Here is a 16,778-nt window from a genome sequence, read left to right as displayed (position 1 = left end):
GGGGTGATTGACCGTGACAAGACCGTCCGCTCAGGACGTCGCGACGGCGGACGCGGTAAGAGCCCGCTCCCGCGAGGAACGTCGCCGTGACACCGAGCATCGGCTCGAATGGGATGTCGACCTCTGGGTCGCGACCGCTTCAGAGGACGGGGCCCCGTATCTGGTGCCGCTGTCCTTCGACTGGGACGGCGAGGAGCTCCTGGTGGCCACGCCGGCAGACAGTCCTACCGGCAGGAACCTGACCGCGACGCGAACCGTGCGGCTGGGGCTTGGAGACACGCGTGACGTGTCGATGGTCGACGGTGACGTCGAGGTCCTCGAGATGGACGCGCTTCCGCGGAAGCGTGGAGACCGTTTCGCCGCACGCGCCGGCTTCGACCCGCGAGCGCAGGAGGGGCGCTACTGCTGGTTCAGGATCGTCCCGCGGCGGATCCAGGCGTGGCGTGAGGTGAACGAGCTGCCCGGTCGTGAGCTGATGCGAGACGGTCGTTGGCTGGTCTGAGCCGCGAGGTGTGATCCGGCCGGAACGCCCGCAGACCGCACCAGCGGTTCGGATGTGGGGATGCTGCCTGGTCGCCACATTCACACGTCCGGTCCACGCTGAGCGCCGAGGGAGATCAGGCGTTCAGCCTCGCGATGAAGGGGTTGACCACGCGTCCCATAGGCCCTGACCGACCGTATCGGGATCCGTCGACGCCCATCCATCGACCCTGATCACGACGTCGAGGACCCGACCCGCCGGCTCGCCGCAGCTCCGGACCGCGACTCGTCGTGGCGCTGTACCATCGTGGCTATCCAGACCGGTGCGTAGGGCGGTGTGCAGCCTGGTGACGCTGGGTAGTCGATGAGGACCTCGAGGCGTTCGCCGATACCGATTGCTCGGGCACGATGCTCTGGGTGGTGTATGCCGATCTGGGCCAGGCAGGTGTTCATCGCCCACTGCTTCCTTTCGGGCGTCTCCTTCAGCTCCTGCTCGATCTGGCCCAGGAGGGCGTCGAGGTCCAGGTCGTCGGGCTCTTTGACCACCTTGTCGGAGAGCAGGGTCCAGCCGGCTCGCCCGATGAGGTCGTCCGCGTCTACCCAGCGTTGCCGCAGTTCGTCGGCGTGATGCCCGGGTTTCACCACGTTGACGACGAACCACTCGAGGACCTTGAGGGAACGGATCTCTCGGACCATCGCGTCGAGCTCGTCGGGGGAGAAGGACTTCGGTCGGCAGATCAGCGTCGCGAGGAGACGTGCGGCCGTGTCGCCGGTCTCCCACAACTGAAGCGACAACGCATGTTGCTTCTTCAGTCGTTTCGCGAGGGCACGCAGTTGCGTGAGATTCACGCCGTGATCGTCACCACGGCGTTCGTTCGCCTCGCGAAGCGCGGGCTGCTCCAGCGACGCCAGCTCGCTCATGACGTCGTCGACAGAGACGTTGTCGGTCATGTATCGGCCCTCCACGCTTGCTGATCTTGACTGCCCGGTGCCCGGGCGCGTCCGGCCCTCTGTGTTCTGTGTACAGAGTGCATGGCGTTGGGCGACGACGGCGCCGCGGCGTTCCACCCGGCTAGTCTATCAAGGGGCCCTTATACAGCGGCCGGAGCGAGATGCTCTAGGCGTCCTAGGAAGTTGCGGCTGACGGTCGCGTACGTGCCCAGCAGGACGAGGAGCTGGCGTAGCAGCTGGTTGCTCACCGGGAGCATCGCCGTCAGGGCTACGGCGAGGCAATCACCGTCGGCGCGGCGGCGGCGCTCCGGGAGCTGGGCTCGTGCCTGATGTCCGGGGCCCGTCTCGGGCCGCGCGAGAGCGCGTGACAGCCACTGCCGAGGCTGTCCGCAAACTGGCAGGGACGGGAGTTGACGAGCCGGGAGTTGACCGACGGGCCAATATCCGACTCGATGGACCTCGGCGTGGCGCGGTACATCGGATGCCAGACTTGGTCGGTGGACACGGCCCGATCTCTCAGCGTCGCCCAGGTGGCGCCCGGGGTGACGTTCCCGTTGCGGCTTGCCGTCCTGAGACGAGTGCCGACCGATGCCGAAGTATCCGGCAACGCTGGCTCCCATGCCCATTTCGTGGTGCGTGATGGTGGCGTCGTGGTGGCGACCGGTGTTGTCGTCAAGAAGGAGCCACCCGACGGCGGCCCGGCGCCCGGGTTCTCTTGGTGGCTGATGGGTATGGCCGTCGATCCGTCGTACCGGCGGCAAGGTTGCGGGTCGTTGATCCTGGCAGCCGTGCTTGAGCATGTGAGCAAGCATCGCGGTCGTCATGTGTGGTGCCATGCGCGTATCGGCGCCATCGAATTCTACCGTCGCCACGGCTTTGTTGAGCGGGGCAGTTACCGTGACGATCCTGTAGCAGGCCGCCAGATCATGATGCACCTGCGGCTGTCGTAGGCGGTGGCATGAGGCAACTTCCCTCAGCTGCTTCTACTCGTCGCGCGCTAACTGGCAGGCACGGGAGTTGCTGAGCCGGGAGTCGGGTCCTCAAACTGATTGGCAACCTTCTCGGGTGCACTGGGACTATTGGCGCGCATGACGGGGAACACGACATCAGCGGCGCAGGGCTGCATCTTCTGCGCCATTGCAGCCGGACAGGCCGAGGCCAGTGTGGTCTACGAGGACGAGACCGTCGTGGTCTTCATGGCTCTGCACCCGGTTACACCCGGTCACCTTCTTGTGGTGCCGCGCAAGCACGCGGTCGGCCTCGAAGACCTCGATGGAACCACCAGCGCTCACGTGTGGTCGGTCGGTCATGACATGGCACGAGTCTTACGACGCTCCAGCATGCGCTGCGAGGGGGTCAATGTCTTCCTCTGTGACGGCGAAGCCGCCTTTCAGACGGTCTTCCACTTTCACCTTCACGTAATCCCGCGCTACACGGGAGATGGCTGGACCATCATTCCCGACGAGCAGGAAAGCGAGCGGTCGGTCCTCGACGGCCACGCGCAAGCGATCAAGGACGCCATCGCATCGACAGACTTACTGGCTGCTGGATGTTCCGCCAAACCGCCGTCACCGGCGACTGGGACCTAGAGATCCTTCCAGGCCGGGCCGCCGTACTGAACCCGTCTTGGCGACATCTGTCGGGGCGTTAATAGAGCTAGAAGCGGCCGAGCATGATTCCGAGGACGATCGTTCCCGCGGGCGTCGCTGAGAATCGCTGGAACCCTGCCCGGGACCGCATCCACGCGTACTCCACTTCATCGCGGAATCATGCATCTAATGCAGGAAACCTACGGCCACCTGCACCGATACCCGCTCCACGACACGCCGGGCGCACAAGAGGCGCGGCAACGAATACTGGTCCTGACATGCAACGACACCTAGACCGACCTGGGACGGGAGTTCTTTCGTCTGCCGCAACTCAACCCCCGGTCGGTAGCGATCCGATAAGGTGCATTATGTCAAACTAAGCGTCCATTATTGCAACGGATGCAACCGCGACACCTCCCCTCTGTCGAGTGCGGCGGGCGGTGCTCTGGTCTTGGAATGGTTCATTCTGACCTGCAGTGACGCGTGTACGTCTACCGCGGCGGCGAGCGGTGCCGGGGATTTCGTCACTGGAGCATGACTCGTGGTGGATGACTGTGGTGTGGTCGTCTGACCTGCGAGTTTGCGGCCAATCGTGCATTGGATGCACGATACGAGCATCTGATGGGCTCGTTGAGGAGGCTGGATCGTGGGCGTCGATGCGTCGGGACGGTACGTCGAGTCGAGCGCCCTGCACCTCCTCCGCCCCGACGAGCACGTGTTCAACGAGATGCTCGCGGGCTGGCGTAACCAACAGCTGAGCCGCAACCTTCAGCACTCGACGATCGATGCCCGCGAAGGTTTCGTTCGCAGGTTCGTCGACGCGACCAACGAGTACCCGTGGTCCTGGTCGCCGGCACACGTGGACGAGTTCTTCGGCGATCTCCGCGCGATCCGTCATGCCAGGCTTTCAACCGTTCGCGGTTACCAGAACAGCCTCCGGCTGTTCTGCGACTACGTTGCGACTCCGACGTATGGCTGGCCGTCGGTGTGTGGACGCTACTTCGGCACGCATCCGGTTCAGGTCTGCTTCGATTGGAACACTGCCCGTCACGTCCAGGACAGCGAGGCCGATCCGTCCCGTCGCGCGTTCACGCGTGAGGAGCTACAGCGGCTCTTCGACCGTGCCGACGAGGAGGTCAGTGACATCCACTCGCGTGGTCGTAAGGGCTGGCTCGCCGCCTACCGCGATTCGGTGATTCTGAAGACCGCCTACGCGTGGGGGCTTCGCCGCAACGAGGTGCGTCACCTTCAGACCGTCGACTTCTCCCGCAATCCGCACGCGCGCGAGTTCGGCAAGTACGGCGTGCTCCAGGTGCGGTGGGGCAAGGCGAAGAAGGGATCACCCCCGAAACGACGCAGCGTCCTGACGGTCTTCGACTGGGCCACCCGAGATCCTCGAGGACTGGCTCGCGGTCGGGCACGCACACACCGGCGCCAACCTCGACCTCTTCCTCACCGAGCGCGGGACCCTCGTCTCGCAGACCGCCCTCCTGGCCCGCTTCCGCCGGTACTGCGATGACCTCGCACTCCCCCGCGAACTCGACTTTCACTCGCTGCGCCGCAGCTACGTCACGCACCTGATCGAGGCCGGGATGGACGCACTGTTCGTCCAGCAGCAGGTCGGACACGAGCACGCGTCGACCACAGCCATCTACACGTGTGTCTCCAGCGACTTCCGCGTCAAGACCCTACGCAGGGCACTCGACGGAACGATCAAGTCGGCCCTGGCCGGCGCCGAGGAGGATTGACCGATGCGCAGACAACTCACCTACACCTGGCACCTGGCCGAACTCATGGCCAGCGCCGGCATGCACAACAGCACCGACCTGCTCCCCCACCTGAAGGAGCGAGGCATCGAACTATCGCCCTCGCAGATCTACCGGCTGATGACCGGACGCCCGGAACGCGTCTCGATCCAGCTCCTCGTCGCGGTCTGCGACATCTTCGACTGCGGCCTCGAGGACGTCATCACCTACACGGCATCGGACCAGGTCACGAGGAAGGCCGCCGCGTCACCGAACGTGGTCGACCTGAACAAGACGATCCGACCCAAACGAGCACGGGTCATCCCCGATGCCGATTGACGTCAACCCCCGCGGCATCGTGCAGGGGCGCCCGCGCACGACCGGCGACCACCGCTGCGACAGGTGCGGGCGCGACGCCGCCAAGATCCGCACTCGGTGGCCCGAAGGCGCGATCTGCGGCATCTGCTTCCACCACGCCATGCGGACCCGCGGCAGCTGCGCCAGCTGTGGCGAGGAACGACTCCTGCCCGGCATCGACGGGGACCGCTCCCCCATCTGCGCTCCGTGTGCCGGGATCCCCGCCAGCCGCTGCGCACACTGCGGCGAGGGAGGCGAGAACTATCGCCGCGGTACCTGCGCACGCTGCGCCCTGCGGGCGGATCTGCGCGCCCTGCTGGTGGAACCGGCCGTCGACACGGCGATGATGGAACGCGTCGTCGACGTCCTCGCCGCAGCCGATCGTCGAGAGAGTGTGCTGGCCTGGATGAGACCGCAGGAGGTGAAAGACCTACTTCACCGGATCGCGACTAACGCCACCCCGATGAGCCACGCCGGGCTCGACGCAGAACCGCACAGTCTCCGTGTCGAGCATCTGCGCAGCATCCTGGAGACGCATGGCTTCCTCGACCCACGTGATCACCATCTCGCGCAGTTCGAGCGGTGGCTCGACGCCAGATTGGCTCTCGTCGACGATCCCGCCTTGCGACATCCGGTGGAACGGTTCGCACGCTGGCACCACCTGGCGCGGATCAGGGCACGGAGCGAACCCGGCCGGCGCAGTCGCGGCTCCGTGCATGCCTCCAAGCAGCAGGTCACGGAGACCCTGAAGTTCCTGACCTGGCTCCGCGACACTCACGGCCGGGATCTCGACGCCTGTACCCAGCAGGACGTCGACCAGTACCTCGCCGAAGGGCCGACAACTCGACACCTCATCCGGACGTTCTTCGTCTGGTCCAGGAAGACCAGCCTGGAACGCGGGATCACCATCGGACACCGCACAGCGCGAACCGCTCCACACCTCACGCAGGACGAGCGTCTTGCCTGGATCCGAGAGCTGGTGACCGGGACCGCGGAGAGCCTTCCCTACCGTGTCGCCGGCGTCCTCCTCCTGCTCTACGCCCAGCCACTGGTCCGAGTCGCCGAACTGAAGCTAAGCAACACCGTACTCACACCTGACGGCATCGCGATCCGGTTCACCGACACCCCGATCGCCGTCCCGAAGCCGTTCGCAGGCATGCTCGCGCAGCACCTCTCGGCGCGCCCGAACCAGCGCGGCGCGAACCGCGACAGCGACTGGCTCTTTCCCAGCACCCGTGCCGGGCGACACGTCACCTCGCAGACGATCATGGACCGCCTCCGCGATCTCGGGATCAACCTGCGTGGAGCACGGAACCGAGCGATGCGAGACCTCGTCAGCGAGATTCCCGCACCCGTCGTCGCCAGCCTCCTCGGCTACAGCGACCAAGTCACCCAACGCCATGCGCAAGCGGCAGCCACGCCCATGGCGCAGTACGCAGCCCTTCAGAGAGCGAGTCAGAGAGGCTCGGGGTAACTGGCCAGGGCGTCGTATGCCTGTCCGTGCGGTCCCGTTCGAGCGACCGGGGTGCCGTCGACAGTGAGGACGAAATGCCCGTTCTTCTCGACCTCGGGCAAGTCATGTGCTCGAGGCAGGACTTGGGCGCCCTCGTTGCTCAGCCAGACGCCGTCGATATCGCGCACAAGCTCGACGAACCGCTCGCGCTGCGCCCGCTCGAGATAGGCGAGAACAGCGCTGTGAAAGATCACGAGCTGGGTGCCGGCTGGGACTTCCTCAACCAGCGCAGGTAGGACGTCGAAGAGATCGCCCTTGAGCAGGCGCGGCGGGTCTGCCGCGACGACCGCCGCGGCGGCACGGAGACGCTGGCGGCGCTCTTCGTGCTCGGGCCAGATGAGGGTCTCGAGCCAGTTGAGCTCTGTCTCGTTGCGCACGTCAACGGGGTTGAGATCGATGCCCGCGCGCCAGGCGACCTCCGGCACCGTCTCGGGGACGCTGTCGGCGTCGATCGCGCACCGGATCCGCACCGGACTCGGCCCGCCGGGTGGATCGACGACAGTTGTCCCGGACGGGGTTGCGTACGAGTAGCTGTACCGGTCGGGGTACAGGCACAGGCCGGCGGACGCACCGACTTCGATCAACGCCAACGGTCCCGGCAGACGGCTCAGAACGGGCAGGAGTACCGCACACCGGCCTGCTTCATTGGTCTGGGTCATGCGCGTGAGCGCGATCTCGCGAACCTCGCCCCAGTGCTCGAGGAGCCACGACCGTAGAACTGGGTACGGCGCGCCGAGGGAGCTCCTGCCGCGCGAGCCGCGGCGAAGACGAGGTTCGGTTGACGTTTTCGAGGTGGGAGAGCCTCGACCACCTCCAGTACAGCGGTGTCGGCCGCGACGCCGAGAGCCCAGTCGTAATACAACCGCGAGACGCCCTCGGCCTCGAGCTGGGCCCATCGCCGGTAGAAGACTGCCGTCTTGCTCACCACTGCACCGTAGTCAGCTCACGCGGCTCACACTCGTCCCCGGTTCTCCTAGTGTGGTCCGACGAACTCCGAGTGTCGCCGAGGGAGCGTGCGATGACATCGAATGCTGAGCCGACCGTCAGAACAGCTGAGTTCCAGGACATCGCGGCCATCACTCGGTTCGGTGAGGCGCACATCCGACCCCACTACGCGCCACTGATCGGCGTTGAAGCCGCCGACGATCAGGTCCGCAACTGGTGGAATGAGACCCACATCGGAGCCGCCGTGACCCAGGCGCTGGTGGTTGTCACCGTCGCCGACGGGCAGCTCCTCGGTGTCGGGCAACGCGGCCGCAACGGAAACGACCACGTGATCTACAAGCTCTACGTCCACCCCCAGCATCGTGGACAAGGCGTCGGTCCGAAGCTCCTCGACGCACTCACCAAGCAGTTGCCGACCGGTGCCGATCGGCTGTATATCGAACACGTCGCAGCCAACAAGCGCGCTGGCGCGTTCTATGAACGCGAGGGATTCACTGTCGAACGAATCGAACCAAGCCCCACGGGCGACCCCGAACTCGCTCAGGTCTGGCGCGTCCGCCAACTTCGTCAGACCGACCGGCCGCTGGAGCCGGTGTGACCATCTCCCGGGAGCGCCCCTGATCCAGCTACCCGGCAACGCCAACTTCTTCAGCTCACACGACCTGCCGCATCAAGTCGCCACAGTTCCCGAACAATGTCGAACCAGATATTGACTGTTACCAGTCGCCCCGGCGGCGGCCCTCGACCGAGGCAACGGAAGCAGCACGCAGGTGGATCGCGCAATCAGATCCGGCTGAACCGGTTCGAGTGGCGTCGCTCGCCATCACCGTCGTCGCGCTGCTCGCGAGGTTCGGTTTCGGCTCCGTCGCCCTCGCCATGTTCGCTGTCGGTGCGGGCCACGTCGCCCTGCGACAAATCAACGAGCGACAAGAACGCGGCGCGATCCTCGCCTACATCTCGCTGGCCGTGTGCTATCTCATGGCTTCCTGGATTCTTGTTCTGACTATCGCCGCCGTGCCGAGCCTTGTCGCTCAGCTCTTCCCAGGCTGGTGACGGCTATGAGGCCACGGTCAAGAGCCGATCCACCATCCCGCGGCACCAACCGGGTAGAACGGACGTTCGATACGTACGTGGTGCCAGGGGCGGTGTACTGCTTCCGACGAAATCGGGTGCAGGCTGCACTCCGCTGGCCTGTGAGCACCAGGTGTGCCTCACTCCCCTACGCGACGCGCGGATGCTCGGCGCGCCATTTTGAGCCGCTGGCCAAGGTCGTTGTTGCCGAGCAGTCCGCTTTCCACTGCGCGCCTGTATCCGTTCAGTCAGGCACAAAGTCGATACGCGCGCCGTCCACGAGGGTGACCGCAGCGTCACCAGTCCACGTGGGCGCGGAGCCATAGTCCGGGTGACCGACTGGCCGCCCAGACGAGAGCACCGGCCGCGAGCAGCGTGCCGAGCAGCGCGACGACGTGAACGCCCAGCGACACCAGCCCCCGCTCAGGGAGCAAAAATCCGTATGGAACCCAGCCGTCGGTGACTCCGCGAACGAGGACGACGAGGAGCCACAAGAGCGGGTAGGGAACGACGAGCCAGAGCCGCGGCCAGGCGAGTGGCCGCCGGTCCCCCACGAGCAGCCAGTCGAGGGCGACAACGAGCGGGAACGCGATGTGCAGGATGGCACTCACAACCGGCGGTGCAGACCCAGCGCCGGGGATGAGGAGGTTGTAGATCACCGCCACGACGAGCAGACAGGTCGTCGCGACCCCTCGCACGTTGCTGAGCCAGACGGGAATCCGCCGTCCCGTGAGAACGACGGTGCCGGTGATGATCAGCACGACGCTTGCCAGCAGGTTCGTCTGGTTCGTGAAGTAGCCGAAGTAGTCGAAGGGACTGCTGCCTCCGGCCTCGACCTGCGCGCCGTAGCCGTACCCCAGCACGGCGATGATCAACAGCCCGGCGGTGATCCGAACGACCGCAAACCTCCGTGCGGTCATGCGGTGCGAGTTCGACGCCATCACGACGGGCTCAGGTCGTGCTCTCCGCCTCGACGAGCTCGACCCCCTCGTCGGTGACGACGAGCTCTTGTCCCGGGCAGATCGGGACGGCCAGCTTGACCGTTCGTCCGCCTGCGTACGTCACGACGATCGGACCGTCGAAGCACTCGTTCGTATACAGGAGGGCGCCGCCGTCGGCCGTAACGTCATTCACCTCGTCGTCGCCGAGCTGCACGTCCACGCCACCCTCGGCGGTGTTCAGCACATGAACCTCTCCTTGTGCGCATCCTGCGGCGCTCAGCACGCCGATCGCGAGGACGCCCCACACGGCTCGTCGCTTGCAGGTAGTCACCGCAGTTCCTCTCGGGAGGGCGTTGGCTCACACGTAGAGCCCATTTGCCAGCCTGTGCCACCACGGTAGATCCGATGGCCTTGGGGTGCGGCCGAACGGCGCCCGGGCAGTGCGTCCGTCGGATCAATCCCGAAACGCCCCGCCGGACAACCCGCCCGTGTAACGCTCCTGGCCGTGCCGGCCATGTAGGGGTAACAGGCGCTACCGAGCACAGGAGACCGCATGTCCGACGAAGACCGGTTCGAGGATCTCTACCGGCGACATCGCACCGACGTCGAACGCTTCGTCCGGCGGCGGGTCGCTCCGGCGCAGGTCGAGGATGTCGTCGCCGACACCTTCCTGGTCGCCTGGCGCCGCCTCGACGACGCACCCGACCCCGCACGCCCGTGGCTGTTCGGTATCGCACGCCGGACCATGCTTTCGACCTCCCGGTCGCACGGACGCTGGAATGCCCTCCAGGTTCGTGTCGCCGCCGAGCCGAAGCCGTTCGACGGAGAGCTGGCGAGCGAGGTCGCCTCGCGCACCGACCTGGCGCGGGCGTGGCAGCGGCTGAACGACGGCGAACGCGAGGTGCTCACCCTGGTCGCCTGGGACGGGCTGAAGGTCCGCGAGGCGGCGACCGTCCTCGGCTGCCAACCAGGCACCTTCCGGGTCCGGCTCCTCCGAGCTCGCCGCCACCTTCTCCACCTCCTCGAGCACATGCCGCTCACCGACTTCTTTCCCGCCACCCCGCTCAACGAGGGAGCGCACCGATGACCACGACTGACCGGACCGTCCTGGGCCGACTCGCCGACCTCGACCCCTCGCGCGTCGAAGGCGGCACGTCCCCCGAGGAGGCCGAGACCACGCTCCAGTGGGTGCTCGCCCACGACCGCACCGAGCAGCCGCAAGCAACTGAGGTCCGCTTCGGAAGGCGGAAGATCCTCGTCGGGGTCGCCGCGGCCGCCGCACTCGCCGTCCTCGGTTCCGTCACCCTGCCATCCGTGCTGGGTGAGAGCGCAGTGCCGCCGGCCGCCGCCATTCCGATGCTCGAGTACTCACAGCCGGACGGTGCCGAGGCCGCCACCAACCTCCAACAGCTCGCCGAGCAGCTGCGTGACTCCTCACCGGCCGAGACCGGTCGATATTTTTTCGAGCACCGACGGTACGTCGGCTACTCGATGCACGAGGTCGAGGTCTCAGAGGGGTACTGGGAGGTTGACAGGCTCGAGCCCAGGGAGGACGACTCGTACTCCTGGTTCGACACGACCGACTTCTCCGGCGGGCGGCTGTATGTCCATGACGGCGAAGCCAGGGGTTCAGTTATTCCTGCCGGCGAGGCGTACGGCGGTCACATCGAGGTGCCCGCCACGCCCCAGGCCCTCTACGACCTGGTGATGCGGAACAACGACCAGCACCAGCGCTACCCCGGCCACTACCTCATCGACGCCTACAACCTTCAAGCCAACTTGCTCGGCCACGAGGATCGGGCGACCTTCCTCGAGGCGATCGCCCTAGCGGACGGCGTCTCCTCGTACGGTCAGGTCACAGACCGCAAGGGCCGTGATGGTGTGGCCTTCGGCGCCTCGCGCTTCGGTGAAAACGAGGAAGGTCAGAGCGTCGAGATCGAGACGATCATGATCCTCCACCCGACCACGGGAAAGGTGCTCGAGACGGACACGATCTACCCGAACGACCTCCCAGGAGCACCTGCCGTCGTCGAGGAATATGACCTCGTGGTCGAATCCCGGTACACGGACACGCTGCCGCCCTGCGGGAACGAGACGTGCCCCGGTGCCACCACGAACGGGTAGCAACCAACCACCCAACCGCCCCGGCAAGATGCCGGGGCGGTTCGGCGTGCCGCCCGTGCGTCCGATGGTCGGCGGAAATCTCCTGAAGACATCTGACGCCGCGATGTCGAGAACGCCGGCACGGCTCCGTCCCCCGAGTGCGCACGGCCACAATGGGCCGTACCGAGCCGAGGAGAGAACCATGGCCAAGTACCTGCTGCTCAAGCACTACCGCGGCGCGCCGGCTGCCGTGAACGACGTCCCGATGGGCCAGTGGAAGCCGGAGGAGATCACGGCACACGTGCAGTACATGGAGGACTTCGCCCGGCGGCTTGAAGGCACCGGTGAGTACGTCGACGCCCAGGCCCTCTCCCCCGACGGAACCTTCGTTCGCTACGACGGCGTGGGGCGCCCACCGGTCACCGACGGCCCGTTCGCCGAGACCAAGGACCTGATCGCCGGTTGGATGGTGATCGACGTCGAGAGTCGCGAACGCGCCGTCGAGCTGGCCGGGGAGCTGTCCGCCGCTCCCGGCGCCGGCGGGCGCCCGATCCACAGTGGCTCGAGCTGCGCCCGTTCATGGGCGCGGAGCCGACCGTCACGGAGTGAGAGTCCTGGTGGACGAGACCCTGCTGCGGGCACTCACGCCAGAGGTGATCGGGATCCTCGGGCGCCGCGGAGCCGATTTCGCGGCGGCCGAGGACGCCGTCCAGGACGCCCTCGTCGAGGCCTTGCGGGTGTGGCCGCACGACCGGCCCAGGGACCCGACGGCCTGGCTCGTCACGGTGGCGTGGCGCCGATACCTCGACGCCGTCCGCGCCGAGGCCGCAAGGCGTCGCCGTGAGGAGCGCGTGGAGGCGGAGCCCCCGGCTGGCCCCGGACAGGCGGTGGACGACACGCTCCAGATCTACTTCCTCTGCGCCCACCCCGCTCTGACGCCGGCCTCGGCCGTCGCGCTCACGCTGCGCGCGCTCGGTGGGCTGACCACGCGCCAGATCGCGCAGGCCTATCTCGTGCCGGAGGCGACCATGGCACAACGCATCAGCCGGGCGAAGCGCACCGTGTCGGGCGTGCGGTTCGACCAGCCCGGCGACGTCGCCACGGTGCTCCGCGTCCTGTATCTGGTCTTCAACGAGGGTTACACGGGCGACGTCGACCTCAGCGCCGAAGCCATCCGGCTGACGCGGCAGCTGGCGACGATGACGGACCACGAGGAGGTGGCAGGACTGCTGGCGCTCATGCTCCTCCACCAGGCGAGGCGGCCGGCCCGCACCCGCCGGGACGGCAGCCTGGTGCCCCTCGCCGAGCAGGACCGCGACCTCTGGGACGTCCGACTGATCGCCGAGGGCATCGAGATCCTGCAGGCAACCCTCGCCCGCGATCGGCTCGGCGAGTTCCAGGCGCAGGCCGCCATCGCCGCCCTCCACGCCGACGCGCGCACGGTCGCCGAGACCGACTGGGTCCAGATCGTGGAGTGGTACGACGAGCTGGTGGGCCTGACCAGCAGCCCGGTGGTCCGCCTCAACAGGGCGGTGGCGGTCGGTGAGGCCGACGGACCGCGGGCCGGCCTGGCGGCGCTCGCGGGGCTGGACCCGTCCCTGCCCAGGTACACCGCCGTCACAGCACATCTGCACGAGCGTGATGGCGATCGGGCGACGGCAGCACGTCTGTACGCCGAGGCCGCCCGATCGGCACCGAACCTCGCCGAACGAGACCATCTCGTGCGGCAGGCCGCCCGCCTCAACGCGCAGCTCGGCTGAGCCCCTTCGTAACATCCGGGCCCGCCCGCTCCCCCGCCCGCGCCGACCGGGACGCTGCCCGTACCGGTCGCTAAGTCTCCTGGCGGGCACTGCCCTCGCCGAGGGCACCCGCGATCCGATGCTCCATCGCCTCGCTTGCAACGTCGGGCACCGCGACGAGTCCCTCGAGCTCGCGCATTGCGCGCCGGTAGGCGGTCTGGCGCTCGGCATGGGTGGCGCCGCGATCCTCGGCGATCGCGATGAGGTTCTTCGCGCGTGAAAGCACCTCGCGCTCCGTCCCCGTGAAGTCGGAGGTACGACGCCTGCGCGCTTCTCGTTCAGCGACGTCGAAGGCGACCGCGAGATCCTGCACGGCGCTGCGGTAGGCGACAAACCGGTCCGGATCCTTCAGCTCCTTGGCGTCCGCCGGTTTCAAGCTGTCCGCATGACGCTTCGCACGGTGGAAGTCGACCGTGAGCGGCTCCCGCATGTCGCTCATCATCGGGAAGTCGATCAGCCTCGCCACGTCCAGCTCATAGCTGAGCCAGCGACGCTGCACCTCGTCGTGCTCGGCGACCACGCGCTGCACGTCATCGGCGGTCACCTTGCCGAGCGTGCCGGCCTGAGCGACGGGCGGCTGCGCCGACTGTCCGTACTTGATCCGCGCGAGCTCGATCTTGTCCTTCCGGCGACGCTCGTCCCACTCCTGCAGGCCCTTGATGCCTCCACCGATGACGCCACCGAGCGGGAACACCAGCCACCAGAAGGAGCCGAGAAACGTCCAGAAGCCGTCCACACCTGCAGCGTAGTGCGCCGTTCACCAGCAAGTGGCCCGCTTGCTGTCGACGTCGCGCCGCGCGTTCATTCGATGGCCATCCCGAGCTCTCTGGCCCACAGTTCTCGTACGGCGGACTCGAGCGCGTCCGGCCACTCGGCGCCGACCTGCGCTGCCAGCCGGCGCCCACGTCTCAGGTACTCGTGCGCGATGGCCCGCTGGGCGGCGAACAGGTCCTCGGGGTCAGAGCCGATCGCCGGGATCGATCGGAGCGCCGCCTGCTGCTCGTCAGTGAGGTACCGGTTGAGTCGCTTGGCGCCGTCGCTCTTCCGTACGCCGTTCTGCGCCAGCATCAGAGGGATCAGCAAGGAGTCCCGCATCGTGGCCGTGCCCTGTGCGAGGGCGAACCACTCGCCGCGGCGAGCGACCGTGACGAGATTGCCCATGAAGTAAAGGAAGGTGGTCGACGGGGTGTCAGGCAGGTACGGGCCGCCGTGGGGGTCGTCTCCGGCCGGTTCGACGTCGTGAACGAGCCCTGCGCGGTCGAACAGCACCTTGACCGGATGCCCGTCCGGCTCGAAGGTATCGGCGCCGTGGACCACGAAATCCACATGCACCCAGCCGGGCGTGAGGAAGATGAAGCCGCCCGGGACGCCGGGAATCTCGTCCGCCAGGACGAGCGGCATCAACTGACCGAACCAGTCAAGCACTGCGGCGGTGAAGGCGGCTTCGTCATTGACGATGACGTGAAGATCGATGTCGCTCCAGTCGTCGGCGACGCCTCGGGCCAGCGATCCTCCCAACCAACCCGCCAGCACCCGTTCGTCGCGTTCACAGGCATCTGCCACGGTCATGAGTACGGGCCGGAGCCGTGGCGGTGAGTGGAGTCTGCGCATGCGATGGGACCTCGTCGACAGGGTGCGGTAACTCCGAATTCTCCCCTACAGTGCGTTACCAAGTCCGGAACCACCCCCAGTCCTCGACTCAGCACCTCGTCATTGCGGTCAGGATCTGGCCTGGTCGGGCCATAGTGTTGGGCCCATGAAGACCAGGGGCAGGACGGCATGAGCGCCATAAGGACGTACCCGGAAGGTGTCACCTCGTGGGTCGACGTCGTGCACCGAGACCTCGTTGGGGCGCGTGATTTCTACGCCGGTTTGTTCGGCTGGACCTACCTGGAGGTCGGCGGCCGTGGAAAGGAGTACCTCGTCGCCCAGCTCGATGGCCAGGACGTCGCCGGTCTGGGCCGGGCCGGCGATGAGACCGTCGACGGCATCGGGAGCTGGAACACCTACGTGGCGGTCGACGACGCCGATCGGGTCGCCGCGGAAGTGTCGGCGGCCGGCGGCCGGGTCGTGGCGGGGCCGACGGCGGCCGGTGAGGGCGGTCGACTGGCCCTCTGCGAGGACCCCGGCGACGTGCCGTTCCGGCTGTGGGAGGCCAAGAATCGTCGTGGCGCACAACTCACCAATGCTCCGGGAACCTGGAACTTCAGCGACCTACACGCCGCCGACCCAGCCTCGGCCAGAGATTTCTACGCGTCGGTGTTCGGCTGGGAGACCACCGACATGGGCTTCGGTGCGATGATCCGTCGCCCCGGGTACGGCGACCACCTCGCGGCGACCGTCGATCCGGGAATCCACGAGCGGCAAGCGTCGGTCGGGGCGCCGGCCGGCTTCGCGGATGCGATCGGCTGGTTGGCGACGGCCGAGGAGGGCGAGGAGCCCTCCTGGCACGTGACCTTCGCCGTGGCGGACCGGGACACCACCGCTGCCGCCGTCGAACGACTGGGCGGCACCATCATCGCCGCCAAGGACACCGAGTGGACCCGTGCCGCAGTGGTCCGCGACCCCCAGGGAGCAACGTTCACCGCTAGCCAGTTCGCACCGCCCACCGGCTGAGGGGCAGGCGGGCTGTCAGCACTCCGTGACACCCAGCCGCGCCACTACGGCGTCATCGCCGAGACAGGTCAGTTCGGCGCAGAAGACGTGTCGTTTGCGACGCCGTACCGCAGGAACACGACGCCGTTGGCGAACCGGCGCAGATCCAGCAGCTCGAGGTCGACCCGCACGTCGTCCGGGAAGAACCGGTTGCCTCCGCCGACGATCGCCGGCCCGACGATGAGCTGGTACTCGTCGACGAGACCTGCTCTGATCGCGTGTGCCGCCAGGGTCGGCCCGTCGACGGTCAGATCCAGCTCCGACTCGGTCTTGAGCCGGCGCACCGCCTCGGGGTCGAAGACCCGCTCGATCCGGGTCCGCTCGCTGGCGACCTCGGACAGGGTCGTGGAGTAGACGACCTTGTCTGCCGCCTGCCAGATCCGTGCGTACTCGAGGCCGAACGGCGGCATCTCCGGAACCGTGTGCGCGGTCTCCCAGTAAGCCATGGTCTCGTACATCCGGCGGCCGTAGAGGTACGTGCCGACCGACCGGAACTGCTCGTTGACGAACTCGTGCGACTCCTCCTCAGGGGCGCCCCAGCCGAAGTTGCCCTCGCGGTCGCTCACGTAGCCGTCGAGCGACGTGATCATCGAGTAGATCAGCTTCCCCATGGCGGCCTCCTCGTCGGT

Annotated in this window: 18 protein-coding genes and 3 pseudogenes; 13 read left to right on the top strand and 8 right to left on the bottom strand. The window is 67.0% G+C overall.

Features of this window, described 5'->3' with window-relative positions:
• Nucleotides 1-13: 13 nt before the first annotated feature.
• A complete protein-coding gene (locus ABD907_RS11200; protein WP_345216336.1) occupies nucleotides 14-502 on the top strand; it encodes a pyridoxamine 5'-phosphate oxidase family protein in 489 nt (162 codons plus the stop codon).
• 212 nt (nucleotides 503-714) lie between these two features.
• Here ABD907_RS11200 and ABD907_RS11195 read toward each other — a convergent pair whose 3' ends face one another.
• The gene (locus tag ABD907_RS11195) at nucleotides 715-1,431 is read right to left on the bottom strand and encodes a DNA alkylation repair protein (RefSeq protein ID WP_345216335.1); all 717 of its coding nucleotides are present in this window, start codon (nucleotides 1,429-1,431) and stop codon (nucleotides 715-717) included.
• A gap of 497 nt (nucleotides 1,432-1,928) precedes the next feature.
• On the opposite strand from ABD907_RS11195, the gene ABD907_RS11190 reads away from it, so the two are divergent.
• The 5 genes and pseudogenes from ABD907_RS11190 to ABD907_RS11170 all read left to right on the top strand — a co-directional run bounded on the left by ABD907_RS11190 (nucleotide 1,929) and on the right by ABD907_RS11170 (nucleotide 6,596).
• On the top strand, nucleotides 1,929-2,381 hold the full coding sequence (locus ABD907_RS11190) for a GNAT family N-acetyltransferase (RefSeq protein ID WP_345216334.1): 453 nt from the start codon (nucleotides 1,929-1,931) through the stop codon (nucleotides 2,379-2,381).
• Nucleotides 2,382-2,519: 138 nt separating this feature from the next.
• Nucleotides 2,520-3,020, top strand: a complete 501-nt coding sequence (locus ABD907_RS11185) for an HIT family protein (RefSeq protein WP_345216333.1) — start codon at nucleotides 2,520-2,522, stop codon at nucleotides 3,018-3,020.
• Between the two features lie 646 nt (nucleotides 3,021-3,666).
• A pseudogene (locus ABD907_RS21270) lies at nucleotides 3,667-4,768 on the top strand (tyrosine-type recombinase/integrase).
• A gap of 3 nt (nucleotides 4,769-4,771) precedes the next feature.
• Entirely contained in the window at nucleotides 4,772-5,104 is a 333-nt protein-coding gene (locus tag ABD907_RS11175) for a helix-turn-helix domain-containing protein (RefSeq protein WP_345216332.1), read from the top strand.
• Nucleotides 5,094-6,596: a recombinase XerD gene (locus ABD907_RS11170; RefSeq protein ID WP_345216331.1), complete on the top strand. Its 1,503-nt coding sequence runs from the start codon at nucleotides 5,094-5,096 to the stop codon at nucleotides 6,594-6,596. Before ABD907_RS11175 ends, ABD907_RS11170 begins: the two co-directional genes overlap by 11 nt.
• On the opposite strand, the gene ABD907_RS11165 is transcribed toward ABD907_RS11170, so the two are convergent.
• Together ABD907_RS11165 and ABD907_RS11160 are read right to left on the bottom strand one after the other, a co-directional pair.
• Complete coding sequence (locus tag ABD907_RS11165; RefSeq protein WP_345216399.1) at nucleotides 6,578-7,486, bottom strand: DUF2332 domain-containing protein; 909 nt, start codon at nucleotides 7,484-7,486, stop codon at nucleotides 6,578-6,580. The genes ABD907_RS11170 and ABD907_RS11165 overlap by 19 nt on opposite strands.
• Nucleotides 7,441-7,560, bottom strand: a pseudogene (locus ABD907_RS11160) (DUF2332 domain-containing protein); the annotation flags it as partial. The pseudogene ABD907_RS11160 and the gene ABD907_RS11165, both read right to left, overlap by 46 nt.
• A gap of 93 nt (nucleotides 7,561-7,653) precedes the next feature.
• On the opposite strand from ABD907_RS11160, the gene ABD907_RS11155 reads away from it, so the two are divergent.
• Together ABD907_RS11155 and ABD907_RS11150 are read left to right on the top strand one after the other, a co-directional pair.
• Nucleotides 7,654-8,178, top strand: a complete 525-nt coding sequence (locus ABD907_RS11155) for a GNAT family N-acetyltransferase (protein WP_345216330.1) — start codon at nucleotides 7,654-7,656, stop codon at nucleotides 8,176-8,178.
• Between the two features lie 209 nt (nucleotides 8,179-8,387).
• Entirely contained in the window at nucleotides 8,388-8,633 is a 246-nt protein-coding gene (locus ABD907_RS11150; protein WP_345216329.1) for a hypothetical protein, read from the top strand.
• A gap of 314 nt (nucleotides 8,634-8,947) precedes the next feature.
• Here ABD907_RS11150 and ABD907_RS11145 read toward each other — a convergent pair whose 3' ends face one another.
• The gene (locus ABD907_RS11145; RefSeq protein WP_345216328.1) at nucleotides 8,948-9,571 is read right to left on the bottom strand and encodes a Pr6Pr family membrane protein; all 624 of its coding nucleotides are present in this window, start codon (nucleotides 9,569-9,571) and stop codon (nucleotides 8,948-8,950) included.
• 31 nt (nucleotides 9,572-9,602) lie between these two features.
• Nucleotides 9,603-9,923 carry a hypothetical protein gene (locus ABD907_RS11140; RefSeq protein WP_345216327.1) on the bottom strand — a complete coding sequence of 107 codons (321 nt, stop codon included), beginning with the start codon at nucleotides 9,921-9,923 and terminating at the stop codon, nucleotides 9,603-9,605.
• 222 nt (nucleotides 9,924-10,145) lie between these two features.
• Here ABD907_RS11140 and ABD907_RS11135 point away from each other — a divergent pair, with 222 nt between their 5' ends.
• The 4 genes and pseudogenes from ABD907_RS11135 (at nucleotide 10,146) to ABD907_RS11120 (ending at nucleotide 13,455) form a co-directional block, all read left to right on the top strand.
• Complete coding sequence (locus ABD907_RS11135) at nucleotides 10,146-10,679, top strand: RNA polymerase sigma factor (protein ID WP_345216326.1); 534 nt, start codon at nucleotides 10,146-10,148, stop codon at nucleotides 10,677-10,679.
• Nucleotides 10,676-11,716, top strand: coding sequence for a hypothetical protein (locus tag ABD907_RS11130; protein WP_345216325.1), 1,041 nt, complete (start codon nucleotides 10,676-10,678; stop codon nucleotides 11,714-11,716). The genes ABD907_RS11135 and ABD907_RS11130 overlap by 4 nt, the downstream gene beginning before the upstream one ends.
• 181 nt (nucleotides 11,717-11,897) lie before the next feature.
• A pseudogene (locus ABD907_RS21265) lies at nucleotides 11,898-12,304 on the top strand (YciI family protein).
• An 8-nt stretch (nucleotides 12,305-12,312) separates the two neighbouring features.
• Complete coding sequence (locus tag ABD907_RS11120) at nucleotides 12,313-13,455, top strand: RNA polymerase sigma factor (RefSeq protein ID WP_486334081.1); 1,143 nt, start codon at nucleotides 12,313-12,315, stop codon at nucleotides 13,453-13,455.
• 70 nt (nucleotides 13,456-13,525) lie between these two features.
• Here ABD907_RS11120 and ABD907_RS11115 read toward each other — a convergent pair whose 3' ends face one another.
• The gene (locus ABD907_RS11115) at nucleotides 13,526-14,230 is read right to left on the bottom strand and encodes a hypothetical protein (RefSeq protein ID WP_345216324.1); all 705 of its coding nucleotides are present in this window, start codon (nucleotides 14,228-14,230) and stop codon (nucleotides 13,526-13,528) included.
• A gap of 65 nt (nucleotides 14,231-14,295) precedes the next feature.
• Nucleotides 14,296-15,105, bottom strand: a complete 810-nt coding sequence (locus tag ABD907_RS11110; RefSeq protein ID WP_345216323.1) for a nucleotidyltransferase domain-containing protein — start codon at nucleotides 15,103-15,105, stop codon at nucleotides 14,296-14,298.
• Between the two features lie 168 nt (nucleotides 15,106-15,273).
• Between ABD907_RS11110 and ABD907_RS11105 the strand changes: the two genes are divergently transcribed.
• The gene (locus tag ABD907_RS11105; protein WP_345216322.1) at nucleotides 15,274-16,110 is read left to right on the top strand and encodes a VOC family protein; all 837 of its coding nucleotides are present in this window, start codon (nucleotides 15,274-15,276) and stop codon (nucleotides 16,108-16,110) included.
• 68 nt (nucleotides 16,111-16,178) lie between these two features.
• Here the strand turns inward: ABD907_RS11105 and ABD907_RS11100 are convergent, their stop codons facing one another.
• The gene (locus ABD907_RS11100; protein ID WP_345216321.1) at nucleotides 16,179-16,760 is read right to left on the bottom strand and encodes a dihydrofolate reductase family protein; all 582 of its coding nucleotides are present in this window, start codon (nucleotides 16,758-16,760) and stop codon (nucleotides 16,179-16,181) included.
• Nucleotides 16,761-16,778: the final 18 nt, after the last annotated feature.

It is taken from the genome of Georgenia halophila, assembly GCF_039541595.1.
This window is presented reverse-complemented; position numbering and strand designations above follow the sequence as displayed.